Genomic DNA, 13,185 nt, shown 5'->3' on the forward strand with positions numbered 1-13,185 from the left:
CCTACGGCTGGTCGATCTCCCACTTGAAGGCGACGAACCAGTCGACGCCCGGATCGAACTTCTTGCCGCCGGCGATCCGCGGGAACTCGATCGCGCGCAGTTCGTCGCCGCGCTCCTCGTCGTGGCCGACCACACCGCTCTCGCCGCGCAGCGCCGCGTCGACGGCGTAGTCGGTGCACTCCTTGATCAGGGCCAGGTCGCGGTCGTTGGACGCGGCCGAACGGCTGAAGTAGCCGCTCTTCTGCACCATCGTCTTCTCGGCGCCGATCCGCTCGGCGAACTGCTTGGCGAACCAGGCTCCCGGGTTGATCGTGTCCAGCTTGACGTGACCGAACGGGTCCCGGCCGACCTCCTCGCCACGGGCCTCCATCTGGGCCACGATCGACTCCACGCCGGCGCCCTCGGACAGGAAGATGTTGACGCAGTCGTGCTCGTCCATCACCTTGCCGAGCCGCTCCGCCTCGGCGTCCAGGTCGATCGTCTCCTCCGGCACGTACACCGCGTGCACGTCCCAGCCGGCCGCGTCCAGGCCGATGCCCGGGTTCCACTCCTGCTGCTTCCACCAGTCGCGGTATTCCCGGGCCGTTGCCGCGGTCAACCAACCACAGTTGCGGCCCATCACCTCGTGGACGATCAGCATCCGGGGATTCGAGCTGTGCTCGCCGATGATGTTGCGGGCGAACAGCGCACCCTGCTCGGCCGCCGTCCACGCGCCCAGGCTCTGCCGGATCGGGATCACGTCGTTGTCGATCGTCTTCGGCAGGCCGACCACGGTCAGGTCGTAGTCGTGTTCGTGCAGGTACGCCGCCAGGTCCGCCGCGGTGGTGTTGGTGTCGTCACCGCCGATCGTGTGCAGTACGTCGACGCCGTCGGTGACGAGCCGCTCGGCCGCGACCTGGAGCGCGTTCTGGCCCTCGGCGATCAGGCCGCGCTTGACCAGGTCGGCGGTGTTGGTGAGCTTGACCCGGCTGTTCCCGATCGGGCTGCCGCCGAACTTGTGCAGCAGGGACGCCTTCTCCCGTACCTCCGGCGTCACCTCGACGTACCGGCCGCTGAGCAGGCCGTGGTACCCGTTCAGGTAGGCGATGATCTCGACGTCGGGCGCCACCTCGGTGTAGCGCTCGATCAGCCCGCCGACGGCGGACGACAGGCACGGCGCGAGCCCGCCGGCGGTGAGCAGGGCAACTCTGCGGACAGACTTGTCGGCAGCCATGGTCCAGGGTCCTTCCAGAGGTCGCTGAAGTCGCCAACAGCCTAGTGAGGCAGACCACTCTCAGCGGTGGTTGGGGTTCACTCCAGCGGCACCGAGCGGGGCGGCACCGGGGTGGAGACGACGAAGGAGCTGGTCGTCTGGCCGTGGACGAGGAACTTGTCGAGCACGTCCTCGAGACTGGCGATGGCGGCGACCTGGACGCGCATCAGGAAACAGTCCTCACCGGAGATGCGGTGGCACTCGACGACTTCCGGCGTTCGCGCGGCCAGCTCGATGACCCTCGGGATCTGACCCGGACCGGGACGCAGCCGCACCCAGGCCGCGACCGGCAGCCCGAGCGCGGCCGGGTCGACCTCGAGCCGGTAGCCGCGGATCACGCCGGACTCCTCCAGCCGGGTGACCCGCTCGCGCACGGTCGGCGCCGAGACTCCGAGCCGGCGCGCCAGTTCGGTGGTGCGCAGCCGCGGATCCGCTGTCAGCTCGGTCAGCAGCCGAACATTCAGGGCGTCGAGCAGCGGCTTGTCAGTGTGAAGGGATTGCACGCCTTCTACGTTCGTTCCGGCAACCATGAGATGGCTCCTTGGCTCGTTTCGCCATGGGAAACAGCTGATGCGATTTCTAGGGTAATCACGTGGCAACCATCGTGGAAGCACCGCCCCAGAAGGGGCTGGCGACCGGGGCAGCGGCCGTGACCGTCGTGCTCTGGGCCTCGTCGTTCGTCGCCATCCGGCATGTCGGCACCGAGTTCTCCGCCGGTGCCTTGGCCCTGATCCGACTGGGCCTCGGCAGCGTCCTCCTCGGTGCGTTCCTGTTCCTCCGTCCCCGGCGGGAAGTCCCCGAACGCCGTTGGCCGGGCAAGCGCGACTGGCCGCAGTTGCTGGCCTGCGGCCTGCTCTGGTTCGGCGTCTACAACCTCGCACTGAACGAGGCCGAACGCCGCCTCGACGCCGGCACCGCGGCCATGCTCGTCCACATCGCCCCGCTGCTGATCGCCCTGCTCGCCGGTCTCACCCTCGGCGAAGGCTTCCCCCGCCAGGTCATCATCGGCAGCCTGGTCGCGTTCGGCGGCATCGTGCTGATCGGTACGTCGACCTCCACCGGCCGCGCGGAAACCTGGGGCGTCGTCCTCTGCATCACCGCCGCCGCGTCGTACGCCATCGGCGTGGTGACGCAGAAGCCGCTGCTGAGCCGGCTCCCCGCGGCAGAGGTGACCTGGCTCGCCTGCACGATCGGCGCGGTCGTCTGCCTCCCGTTCGCTCCCACCCTGATCGACGAGCTCGGTTCCGCCAGCGCCGGGACGATCTGGTGGGCGGTGTATCTGGCTGTCTTCCCGACCGCGCTCGGCTTCACCACCTGGGCGTTCGCTCTCCGGCGGACGAGCGCAGGCAAGATGGGCGCCACGGTGTACGCCGTACCGGTCGTCGCCATCGCCCTTGGCTGGCTGTTCCTCGGTGAGACTCCCGCTCTGCTCGCACTGGCCGGCGGTGCCTTGTGCCTCACCGGCGTCGCGATCTCACGTCGTACCCGGAGGATCCGATGAAGTTCGGCGTCTTCGTACCGCAGGGCTGGCGGATGGACCTGGTCGAGATCAAGGACCCGGTCGAGCAGTGGGAGGCCATGACGGCTGTCGCGCGCGCCGCCGACGCAGGACCCTGGGACTCGATCTGGTTGTTCGACCACTTCCACACGGTCCCCGAGCCGGTCCGCGAGACCGTCTTCGAGGCCTGGACGGCGACGGCGGCTCTCGCCCGTGACACCGAGCGGGTGAACATCGGCCAGATGGTCGGCTGCAACGGCTACCGCAACCCCGCGCTCTACGCGAAGATCGCGTCCACCGTCGACGTCGCCAGCCACGGCCGCCTGTACGCCGGGATCGGCGCCGGGTGGTCGGAGCACGAGTGGAAGGCCTACGGGTACCCGTGGACCGGACTCAAGGACCGGATGGGTTCGTTCGCCGAGGCCGTCGAGCTGATCCACCGGCTGTGGCACGAGGAGGACGTCGTCTTCCAGGGCAAGTACCACTCGGTCGACCGGCCGTACGTCGAGCCACGCCGGCAACCACCGCTCTGGATCGGTGGCGGCGGTGAGAAGGTCACCCTCCGGCTGGTCGCCGAGTACGCCGACGCCTGCAACTTCGGCAGCGGCAAGCCCGAGCTGGTCGAGCAGAAGCTGGCCGTACTGCGCGCGCACTGCGACGAGCTCGGCCGGGACTACGACGCGATCGTGAAATCGACCAGTATCAACGTGTTCCCGATCGAGTCCGGCGCCGATCCGGCGGCCGCGACGGCGAAGGCCCGTGGCCGCTACAGCGTCCAGGAGTTCACCGAGATCGGCGCCGGTGGTGGTCCGCCGGACCTTCGCGCCGGAATCGTCACGACCAAGGAGCTCAGCGCGCACATCGAGCAGTTGGCCGAGGCCGGCGTCGAGTACGTCATCGTCTACATCCCGGGCGTCGCGTACGACCACGAGCCGCTGCAACGGTTCGCGGAGGAGATCGTACCGGCGTTCAGCTGAGAGTGGCCGCCAGCTCGCGCAGGTGCTGGTGGATGCCGGTGTAGACGTCCGCGGCCGGCAGCAGGCGCTTCGGGACCTTGGTGACCACGCTGTAGTTCACGTCGACCACGTTGGCCAGCGGGACCTCGCTGATCTGGCTGAGCAACTGGTAGGCGTCCAGCTTGTCCAGCCCGTACAGCGAACCGAGCCAGTGCACCATGTCGACCTGGCCGGCTCGCCAGGCGTCCTCGAGTGGCCGGCTCGACCCGACCACGGCCAGGTACTCGTCGTTCTCGATCCGCGGCCAGACCGGTCCCGGCGTCTTCACCAGATCCACGATCAGTACGACGTTCATCGCGCCCTCGACCGCGGTCCCGCAGGACTCGCCCTCGCCTTGGCGGTAGTGCCCGTCGCCGACCGAGAAGAGTGCACCCTCGACGTTCACGTTGAGGTAGCAGGTCGCACCGGCCCGCATCTCCGGCGTGTCCATGTTGCCGCCGAACATGTCCGGGACCAGCGAGGAGCGCGCCTCACCCGCGGCGGGCGCGACACCGACCGTGCCCAGCATCGGCTCCATCGGCAGCGCGAGCTCCAGGTCGCTGCCCTGCGCCTGGAACCCGACGGTCTGCTTGTCCGAGTCGACCTCGTAGATCCAGGTCCGCTCCGGCAGCGGGTCCTGCAACGTCGCCGTCCGGTCGGTGCTGGTCAGGCCGCCGAAGTACGGGATGGTCGCGGACACACCCCAGGTCCGGGCCGGCGTCAGGTCGACGAAATGCAGCACCAGGGTGTCCCCCGGCTCGGCGCCCTCGACGTAGAACGGGCCTGTCTGCGGGTTCACGAACGGCATCTTCAGCGAGGCGCTGGCCAGGTCCGTCGTGCTGCGCAGCGTGCCGCAGTACGCGTCCTCGGTCCACAACCGCAGGGCGGTGCCCGGCTTGATCCGGCGGACCGGCGGAACCCCGCCGAAGGTCCAGGCGAACTGCTCGGGCTCGGGGCTGAAGTCGAGGATGTCCACGAGTCAGCAACCTACGGCGTACGGCGGGATTGGGCGAGCGATCAGCGGGTTCTCAGGCGATTCTCACAGAGACGGCCTAATCTCGAAACGCGGACGGTCATTCCGGGCTGTCCGGACTCAGGCCGAGCGGGGAGCACGATGCGCGTACTGGTGGTGGACGACGACCGGGCCGTCCGGGACTCGCTGCGCCGTTCCCTGGAGTTCAACGACTTCGAGGTGGTGACGGCCTCCGACGGCGCCGAGGCGCTGGCCGTGATCGGCAACGTCGAACCCGACGTCGTGGTGATGGACGTGATGATGCCGCGCCTGGACGGCCTGGAGACCACGAAGGCCCTGCGGGCCGCGGGCAACAACATCCCGATCCTGGTGCTGACCGCCCGGGACGCGGTCGCGGACCGGGTCGACGGCCTCGACGCCGGCGGCGACGACTACCTGACGAAGCCGTTCGCACTCGAGGAGTTGCTGGCCCGGCTGCGCGCCCTGCTCCGCCGCAGCACCACGCCCGGCGAGGGCGGCCAGCGCGGCGAGATCCTGCAGTACGCCGACCTCGTGGTCGACGTGGACGCGCACGAGGTGCACCGCGGCGACGTACCGATCCCCCTCACCCGGACCGAGTTCTCCCTGCTCGAGTTGCTGATCCGCAACCCGCGCCGGGTGCTCGAGCGCGCGGTGATCCTGGACGCGGTCTGGGGTTACGACTTCCCGACCACCGCCAACTCCCTCGAGGTCTACATCGGCTATCTGCGCCGTAAGACCGAGGTCAACAACCTGCCCCGGCTGATCCACACCGTCCGTGGCATCGGCTATGTGCTGAGAGACACCCCACCGTGAGCAAGCAACACCCCGACGACTTCCCCTCGTACGCCGGCCGTCCGCCGGGCGCCGCTCAGTCCGGTGCTGCGCCGCGTTCACCCCGGCCGCAGCCGTCCGGACCACTACCACAGCCCGCTCAGCCAGGTCAGCCAGTTGCCAACAGCAACGGCAACGGGAACCGGATGGTCGCGACCGCGGCCCGGACCCAGGACTGGTGGCAGGAGAAGGTCCACACTCTCAGCCTGCACGCCCGGGTCACCCTGCTGGCCGCGGTGGCGGTCGGTCTGGCCGTCGCGATCGTGAGCGTCGCGGCGTACATGACCGTGCGCCAGCAGATGTACCAGAACCTCGACGACAGCCTGACCAACCGGGTCGCCCAGGCGGCACAGAAGGGCGTCCTGACCAACCTCGAGAATCTGCAGAACGTCTCCTCCGACGCGCTCGGCCTCAGCGACATCCGGGTCGGGATGATCGGAGCGGACGGCCAGAAGTTCGGAGCGGCGAACAGCCCGGTTCCGCCGATGGGCCCGGACGAGGTCGCGGTCGCCCAGGCGCAGGGAAACGAGGCGAGTCTGCGGACCGTCGGCGTCCGCAACGGCGGCTCGCACTTCCGCGTGGTCGCCGTACCCGCGCACTACTGTCCGTTGCGCGCCGACTGCCAGGTCAATCCCGAGCTCTACCAGCCGGCCGCGCTCGTGGTGGCCCAGTCGCTGGCGCCGATCGACCGGACGCTGCACAACCTCGGTGTGGTGCTGTGGGCGTTCGGCCTGATCGGGGTGATCGGTGCGGCGCTGGCCGGCAACGCGATCGCGCGGTCCGGGCTCCGGCCACTGGCCCGGCTGACCGGTGCGGCGGAGCATGTGGCGCAGACCGAGGATCTGAAGCCGATCCCGGTGTCCGGGTCGGACGAGATCTCCCGCTTGGCCCAGGCCTTCAACGCGATGCTCGCGGCTTTGGCCCGATCACAGGATCGGCAGCGGCGGCTGGTCGGCGACGCCGGGCACGAACTGCGGACGCCGCTCACCAGCATCCGGACCAACCTCGATCTGCTGGCCCAGGCCGACCAGCGTGGTGGCCTCCGGCCCGAGGACCGGCAGCAACTGCTGGACGACGTACGCGCACAGATGGACGAGCTGACCACGTTGATCGGCGACCTCACCGAACTGGCCCGCGACACGCCGCAGGTCCGCAACGCCGAGCTGATCGAGCTGTCCAACGTCGTCGAGGACGCCGTCATCAAGGTACGGCGCCGCGCACCGGGGCTGAAGTGGGACGTCCAGCTCACACCATTCCCGGTGTGGGGTGACGAGCGACTGCTCGGACGCGCGGTGACCAACCTGCTCGACAACGCGGCGAAGTACAGCCTCCCCGAGGACGGCACCCAGCGCAGCGACGGGCAACCGTCCGGCCTCGTCACGGTCCGGCTGCTGGACGGCGTACTGACTGTGACGGACTCCGGCTCGGGGATCGCCGAGGCGGACCTGCCGCACGTGTTCGAGCGGTTCTACCGGTCCAGTGAGGCGCGCAGCAGGCCCGGTTCGGGGCTGGGGCTGGCGATCGTGAAGCACGCGGCCGAGCAGCACGGCGGGATGATCTACGCCCGCAACGTCCCGGGCGCCGGTGCACAGTTCACGCTGTGGCTGCCGCACGCGGCCACGCAGACTCGCTGACAGCGCCTTGACTGATCCTTCAGGGGATCTTCATGGAGTTCTTCGGCTGCTTTGACGGGATCTTCAGGGCCTTCTCAGGTCCAGCCCGCACAGTACTTCTCATGACCGAGAACCAGCCGCACCAGCCGCAACAGCCGCAGAACCAGCCCGGCCAGAACCCGCAGCAGCAAGGGCCGGACCGGACGCAGCAGTTGCCGCTGTCTGGTTACGGACAGCACCAGCAGCAGCAGTACGCGCCGCTCGGTGGTCAGCAGCGACCGGGTCAGCACCCCTCAGGTGGGAGTGCCTACCCGCAGTTCGGAGCGCCGGGGACGCATCAGGGGACGCCTCCCGGCTCGAACTGGCCGCCTTTCGGCCCGCAGCCGGCACACCAGCCGCAGCCTGCCAAGCCGAAGCGGCGTGGCCTGGCGGCGGTGGCGCTGACCGCGCTTCTGGTCGGTGCCGCGGGCGGCGTGGGTGGTGCGGCTGTGTACTCGGCGACCAATGACTCCAGCGCGACTCCGTCGGTGACGGCGCCGCTGAACGGCAACCAGGCGGCTCCTGCCGCCGCACCGGACGGTTCGGTGCAGAGCGCCGCCGCGAAGGTGCTGCCGAGCGTGGTGAAGATCGCCGTCGCGTCCCAGCAGGGCGCTGCGACCGGGTCCGGCATCGTGATCAGCAAGGACGGCTTGATCGTCACCAACAACCACGTGGTCGCCGGCGGCGGCGCCGGTGCGCAGATCACCGTGATGCTGAACGACGGGCGCACCGTACCGGCCACGATCAAGGGCACCGACCCGCTGACCGACCTGGCCGTGATCCACGCCGACGCGACCGACCTCACCCCGGCAACTCTGGGGCAGAGCGGCAAGCTCGGCGTCGGGCAGGGCGTGGTGGCGATCGGTTCGCCGTTCGGCCTCGAGGCGACGGTGACGAGCGGGATCGTCTCGGCGCTGAACCGCCCGGTCACCTCCGGCGACGAGCAGCAGGACAGTACGACGGTCTTCCCAGCAATCCAGACGGACGCCGCGATCAATCCCGGAAACTCCGGCGGCGCCCTCATCGACCTCGCCGGCCAGGTGGTCGGAATCAACAGCGCGATCAAAACCGCCGGTGGATCGGGACAATCCGAAGGCGGCAACATCGGCCTGGGCTTCGCTATCCCGATCGACCAGGCCAAGCCGATCATCGACGAGCTGGTGGCCAAGGGCAAGGCCACGCATGCACGGCTCGGAGTGACGGTCGGCGACGCGCAGTCTTCCGACGGGCTCTCTTCAGGGGCACGCCTCGGCGAGGCAACGTCCGGCGGTGCGGCGGACAAGGCCGGTCTGCAAGCGGGTGATGTGGTCACCGCTGTGGACGGTAAGGCGATCTCGTCAGGGGACGCGCTGGTCGCCGCGGTCCGTTCGCACCGCCCGGGCGATGAGGTGAAGATCGACTTCACCCGCAACGGAAAGGCACAGTCGGTGACCGCCACCCTCGGGTCCGACAACGGCAACCCGACCGGCTGACACCACGGCATTCCTCCCTGGTTGGGACTGCGGCCGCCCACCGAGCGGCCGCAGTCCCTTTTTTTGCTGTCAGCACACAGCTTCCAGGTAGTTCTCGAGTCGGGTCTGCAGGAGTTGCGGGGTCAGGTCGGTGCGGCCGAGTCCGCGCCACGGTTCGGCGACCTTCTGCGCGTCGGCCGCGTAGGCCAACGCGTCCAGCAGGAACCAGTACTGCCGGTCCGGCGAGAGCGCCGCCCGCTTGCCTTCTCGTAGAGGTCGGCGAAGCGCAGTCCGGTCTCAGCCCCGTGCAGCAAGGCCAGTGCGGTTACCTCGGGCACGCCGCACGCTGTCCCGTGTGGTCCAGGCTTGGTACTCCCGTGGCTGGTCCTCGTGCGCCAGCTGGAGCCGAGCAGCTGCGTCATCAACAACGACGGCTGCTCACAGTGCCGGCCCTCCGGATCCACCCGCCGCCGACTCGACCCACTCCTGCGTCGTCATGTCCACAGCCCCCGACCCTAGGTCGGCTGGGGAGCAGCAAAATGCGGTGCGGTGGCCGGGGGTGCACGCTAGCGTCCGGCCATGACTCTTTCGCGGGAACGGCCGCCCCTTGTTGCTGATGAGCGCACACTGTTGATCGGGTGGCTGGATCTGCAGCGGGCCCTGGTGCGGTGGAAGCTGGACGGGCTGGCGGAGGCAGACGAGCATCGGGTGGTGTTCCCGGAGTCGCCGTTGATGACGCCGGCGGGGCTGGTGTCGCACATGCGATGGACCGAGCACTGCTGGTTCAACGTCATCCTTCTGGGTGAGCCGGAGGCAGGCAACCCGCAGTTCCAGAAGGAGCCGGAGAACGCCGACATGCGGGTGGACGGCGTACCGCTGGCTCAGTTGCTGGACGAGTTCGAGGCGCAGTGCGCGCAATCGAACGAGATCGTCGCGGCGCACTCGCTCGACGAGATCGGGAAGGATTCGCAGTACCAGCCCACGCTCCGGTGGATGCTGCTCCACATGCTCGAGGAGACGGCCCGCCACGTCGGCCATCTCGACACCATGCGCGAGCTGCTCGACGGCCAGAAGGGGTATTACTAGACCTTGTGACTGTGGAGATCCGGCGGGCCGACGATCGCTTCCAGACCGCGAGTGAGTGGCTGGACTCGCGGCACTCGTTCTCGTTCGGGCCGCACTACGACCCGGCGAACGTCGGGTTCGGGTTCCTGCTCGCACACAACGACGAGACGGTTGCCCCCGGCACCGGTTTCGACACGCACCCGCACCAGGACCTCGAGATCGTCACCTGGGTACTGCGCGGTGCTCTGGCGCACCAGGATTCGCAGGGACACAGCGGTCTGGTCTACCCGGGTCTCGCGCAGCGGATGAGCGCCGGGTCAGGCATCCGGCACTCCGAACGCAACGACGGCGCCGAGCCGGTCCACTACGTGCAGATGTGGGTCCGCCCGGACGAGCTCGACCTGCCGCCGTCGTACCAGCAGAGCGAGATCGATCTGACGACCGGCGAACTGGTCCCGATTGCCTCCGGTCTACCGAAACACGCTGCCAGCGCCGCCATCCGCATCAACCAGCGCTCCGCCGGAATGTCCGTCGCCCGGCTGGCTCCGGGTGCCACGGTCGCCCTGCCATCCGCGCCGTACGTCCATCTCTTCGTCGCTCAGGGCACGGCGACCCTGGAAGGCGCCGGTGACCTGGGTACGTCGGACGCCGCGCGGCTGACCACCTCCGACGGACCCCGTATCACCGCCGGCCCAGCCGGCGCACAGCTCCTACTCTGGGAAATGCACTAGTCCCACCCGCCCCCACCACCTGCCCCAAAGCGCGGCCTTGAACATCATCCGGGCACCTCGAACACATCACAACCTGTCCCGATCCCCCACAGACTGTCCAAACCCTCCATGCCCGCCTCGTGCGCGGCGAGCGACGGGTGGTTGCCGCGTGTCTGAGGTACGGCGGGACGGTCCGCTAGGTGGTCTGCTCGCTCATTGTCCAGACGTGGCGTAAGGACTGGCCGGCGACGCCTTCTGGGTTCTGGGCGAAGCCTGCGACGAACTGGCTCATGTGTTGCTGCCAGCGCTGGTCGACCGGGTCGTCGCGCAGTTGTGCGGTGGCGGCCTCGAAGTCGTCGCACTCGACCAGGTGGAACAGATCGCTGCCGCTGCGCCAGATGGACCAGTCGGCGATCCCGGCGGCGTGCATCACGGTGATCAGTTCCGGCCAGACGCGAGCGTGCTCGAGCTCGTAGGCCTCTTCGGTGCCGGGAATCAGCCGGCTGTGCAGAGCAAGGCGGGTCACAAAGGAGCAGAATACGCCGGTGGTGACCCTGCGTTCACGGCGTTCCACGATCGCGGTAGACCTCCGGCGCGGTGATTCCCGCGGCGTCTCGGTCCTGATTCGTCCTGGCGATCCACGGCCGGTCCGGCGCGGACGAACGGCGTACCGGGGCCAACTGAAGGGGGGCCACGGGCGTCGTACTTGCAGGGGTTGAGTACTTTCGCCCTCGTGGCTGTGAGCCACACGCCGAAGACTGTTCCAGGTGTCCATCCGTCGTCGTGCGAGAGTTGGAAACGTGAAGCGAACCGCTGCCATCGTCTGCTTGAGTAGTCTGCTGATCACCGCTGGTTGTTCCGACAGCAAATCAGGAGCAGGTGGGAAGCCGGACCCGAACGACGAGAAGCAGGCGTCCGCCGAGGTGGTGAAGCAGTTCGCCGACGCCTGGGTGCAGGCGTGGGCGCCGGACGGGAAGCCGGACGCGGCGGCCGCGTTCACCGACAACCCGACGGTCTTCGGCAAGCGGCTCGACGACGTGGACAGCGCGCTGATCGCGAACACGGTGAAGGTGACGCCGCAGGGCGACCCGAAGTGCACCGACGGCACCAACTGCACGCAGGACCTGGCGGTCGAGGCCGAGCTGCGCGGCATCGGCACGATGAAGTGGACCAGTACGGCGACCGCCGTGAAGGCCGGCGACGCGTGGAAGATCAAGGCCTCCGGCGACACGATCTACCCGGGACTCGGGGATGCGAACTACCTCAAGCGGGTCCGGGCGCTCCCCGCGCGCGCCTCGATCCTGGACCGCAACGGCGCCGCGCTGACGGCGAACCGTCCGGTCGTCATCGTCGGCGTGGCGTCGGGCACCGTGGCGACGCCGGCGACGTACGCCGCGTTCACGAAGAACCTCGATGTGGACGGCGCGAAGCTGGCCGCGCGGGCCAAGGCGGCGCCGGCCGGGCAGTTCGTCGAGGCGATCACGATCCGGTCCGAGGAGTGGAACCGGCTGCGGCCGATCATGGGCAAGCTGCCCGGCGTACTGACGATGGGCGGGACGCAGTCACTGGCGGCGACGCCGACGTTCGCGCGGTCGATCATCGGCACCATGCGGACCGCGACCGAGGACACGCTGAAGAACGCCGGCCCGAGCGCGTCGGCCAGTGACCAGGTGGGGACGACGGGCCTGCAGTACGCGTTCCAGCAGCAGCTCGCCGGTACGCCGGGTGGCACGGTCACGCTGCGGGACGGCAAGACCAAGCTGACGATCAAGACGGTCTTCAGCCAGCAGGGCACGGTCGGCAAGCCGGTGAAGACCTCGCTGGACACGAAGATGCAGCAGGCGGCCGAGGCCGCGCTGGCGACGAGCAAGCTGCCGGCGTCGCTGGTCGCCGTCCAGGCCTCCACCGGTCAGATCCTGGCGGCGGCGAACGGACCCACGCCGGCCAGCTACAACCGCGCTTTCCAGGGCCAGTACGCGCCCGGGTCGACGTTCAAGATCGTCACGTCGGCGGCGTTGCTGGGCAGCGGCGAGACCGCGGCGACCACGCTGCCGTGCACGAACACGATCAACGTGTTCGGCAAGTCGTTCAAGAACTACGACGGCCTGGCGGCGTACGGCGCGGGCACGATGCAGAAAGCGTTCAACGAGTCGTGCAACACGGCGTTCATCTCGCAGCACGCGCGGCTGCCGAAGGACGGCATGACGAAGGCCGCGGCGATGTTCGGCATCGGACGTGAACTCGACCTGTCGCTCTCGGCGTACGGCGGTTCGGTGCCGGCGCCGAAGGACGACACCGCCGAGGCGGCCTCGATGATCGGTCAGGGCACGGTCACCGCGAGCCCGCTGGCGGTCGCGCTGATCGGTGCGGCGGTCGACCACGGGACCGCGATGAAGCCGGTCCTGGTACCGGGCAAGGACGCCGCCGGGGCAGCCGCCTCTCCGTTGCCTGCGGCAACCGTTGCGGCACTGCGAACCTTCATGCGGACCACGGTCACCAACGGCACCGCGCATCTGCTGGCGGGTAACGGTGCGGTGGCCGCGAAGACCGGTACCGCTGAGGTCGTCCAGAAGGGCAAGGTCGTCACCAACGGCTGGATGGTCGGCTACCGCGGCGACGTAGCCTTCGCCGTCATCGTCGAAGGCGGCGCCTCCGGCGGCAAAGCAGCCGGCCCCATAGTCCAAAACTTCCTCAGCCACACGAAGTGAGCTATGACCACCCGGCTCTTCTGACTGAG

At 68.9% G+C, this 13,185-nt stretch carries 12 protein-coding genes; 8 read left to right on the forward strand and 4 right to left on the reverse strand.

Annotated elements, in window-relative coordinates:
• Position 1 precedes the first annotated feature (1 nt).
• Together ACIBG5_RS39510 and ACIBG5_RS39515 are read right to left on the reverse strand one after the other, a co-directional pair.
• Positions 2-1,213 carry a pyrophosphate--fructose-6-phosphate 1-phosphotransferase gene (locus ACIBG5_RS39510; RefSeq protein ID WP_396397056.1) on the reverse strand — a complete coding sequence of 404 codons (1,212 nt, stop codon included), beginning with the start codon at positions 1,211-1,213 and terminating at the stop codon, positions 2-4.
• A 77-nt stretch (positions 1,214-1,290) separates the two neighbouring features.
• Entirely contained in the window at positions 1,291-1,755 is a 465-nt protein-coding gene (locus ACIBG5_RS39515) for an Lrp/AsnC family transcriptional regulator (protein ID WP_360453975.1), read from the reverse strand.
• A gap of 89 nt (positions 1,756-1,844) precedes the next feature.
• On the opposite strand from ACIBG5_RS39515, the gene ACIBG5_RS39520 reads away from it, so the two are divergent.
• Together ACIBG5_RS39520 and ACIBG5_RS39525 are read left to right on the forward strand one after the other, a co-directional pair.
• On the forward strand, positions 1,845-2,753 hold the full coding sequence (locus ACIBG5_RS39520) for a DMT family transporter (protein ID WP_396397057.1): 909 nt from the start codon (positions 1,845-1,847) through the stop codon (positions 2,751-2,753).
• The gene (locus tag ACIBG5_RS39525) at positions 2,750-3,727 is read left to right on the forward strand and encodes an LLM class F420-dependent oxidoreductase (RefSeq protein WP_396397059.1); all 978 of its coding nucleotides are present in this window, start codon (positions 2,750-2,752) and stop codon (positions 3,725-3,727) included. Before ACIBG5_RS39520 ends, ACIBG5_RS39525 begins: the two co-directional genes overlap by 4 nt.
• On the opposite strand, the gene ACIBG5_RS39530 is transcribed toward ACIBG5_RS39525, so the two are convergent.
• A complete protein-coding gene (locus tag ACIBG5_RS39530; protein ID WP_396397060.1) occupies positions 3,720-4,721 on the reverse strand; it encodes an acetamidase/formamidase family protein in 1,002 nt (333 codons plus the stop codon). The genes ACIBG5_RS39525 and ACIBG5_RS39530 overlap by 8 nt on opposite strands.
• Before the next feature lie 138 nt (positions 4,722-4,859).
• Here ACIBG5_RS39530 and ACIBG5_RS39535 point away from each other — a divergent pair, with 138 nt between their 5' ends.
• From ACIBG5_RS39535 to ACIBG5_RS39555, 5 genes are all read left to right on the forward strand, one after another.
• Entirely contained in the window at positions 4,860-5,552 is a 693-nt protein-coding gene (locus tag ACIBG5_RS39535; RefSeq protein WP_131364960.1) for a response regulator transcription factor, read from the forward strand.
• Positions 5,549-7,204 carry a sensor histidine kinase gene (locus tag ACIBG5_RS39540; protein WP_396397061.1) on the forward strand — a complete coding sequence of 552 codons (1,656 nt, stop codon included), beginning with the start codon at positions 5,549-5,551 and terminating at the stop codon, positions 7,202-7,204. The genes ACIBG5_RS39535 and ACIBG5_RS39540 overlap by 4 nt, the downstream gene beginning before the upstream one ends.
• A gap of 101 nt (positions 7,205-7,305) precedes the next feature.
• Positions 7,306-8,694, forward strand: coding sequence for a S1C family serine protease (locus ACIBG5_RS39545; protein WP_396397062.1), 1,389 nt, complete (start codon positions 7,306-7,308; stop codon positions 8,692-8,694).
• 558 nt (positions 8,695-9,252) lie between these two features.
• Positions 9,253-9,759, forward strand: a complete 507-nt coding sequence (locus tag ACIBG5_RS39550) for a DinB family protein (protein ID WP_396397063.1) — start codon at positions 9,253-9,255, stop codon at positions 9,757-9,759.
• Positions 9,760-9,764: 5 nt separating this feature from the next.
• Positions 9,765-10,469 carry a pirin family protein gene (locus tag ACIBG5_RS39555; RefSeq protein WP_396397064.1) on the forward strand — a complete coding sequence of 235 codons (705 nt, stop codon included), beginning with the start codon at positions 9,765-9,767 and terminating at the stop codon, positions 10,467-10,469.
• Positions 10,470-10,644: 175 nt separating this feature from the next.
• Here the strand turns inward: ACIBG5_RS39555 and ACIBG5_RS39560 are convergent, their stop codons facing one another.
• Positions 10,645-10,974, reverse strand: a complete 330-nt coding sequence (locus ACIBG5_RS39560) for an L-rhamnose mutarotase (RefSeq protein ID WP_360454002.1) — start codon at positions 10,972-10,974, stop codon at positions 10,645-10,647.
• A gap of 274 nt (positions 10,975-11,248) precedes the next feature.
• On the opposite strand from ACIBG5_RS39560, the gene ACIBG5_RS39565 reads away from it, so the two are divergent.
• Positions 11,249-13,156: a penicillin-binding transpeptidase domain-containing protein gene (locus tag ACIBG5_RS39565; RefSeq protein ID WP_396397066.1), complete on the forward strand. Its 1,908-nt coding sequence runs from the start codon at positions 11,249-11,251 to the stop codon at positions 13,154-13,156.
• Positions 13,157-13,185 lie beyond the last annotated feature (29 nt).

It is taken from the genome of Kribbella sp. NPDC050241 (assembly GCF_044459685.1).
In the GTDB taxonomy this organism is placed as follows: Bacteria; Actinomycetota; Actinomycetes; order Propionibacteriales; family Kribbellaceae; genus Kribbella.

Excerpts from the sequence above, each read along its gene's own strand:
- ACIBG5_RS39535 (WP_131364960.1), top strand. The coding sequence starts at position 4,860 with ATGCGCGTACTGGTGGTGGACGACGACCGGGCCGTCCGGGACTCGCTG.
- ACIBG5_RS39545 (WP_396397062.1), top strand. The coding sequence starts at position 7,306 with ATGACCGAGAACCAGCCGCACCAGCCGCAACAGCCGCAGAACCAGCCC.
- ACIBG5_RS39510 (WP_396397056.1), bottom strand. The coding sequence starts at position 1,213 with ATGGCTGCCGACAAGTCTGTCCGCAGAGTTGCCCTGCTCACCGCCGGC.
- ACIBG5_RS39550 (WP_396397063.1), top strand. The coding sequence starts at position 9,253 with ATGACTCTTTCGCGGGAACGGCCGCCCCTTGTTGCTGATGAGCGCACA.
- ACIBG5_RS39525 (WP_396397059.1), top strand. The coding sequence starts at position 2,750 with ATGAAGTTCGGCGTCTTCGTACCGCAGGGCTGGCGGATGGACCTGGTC.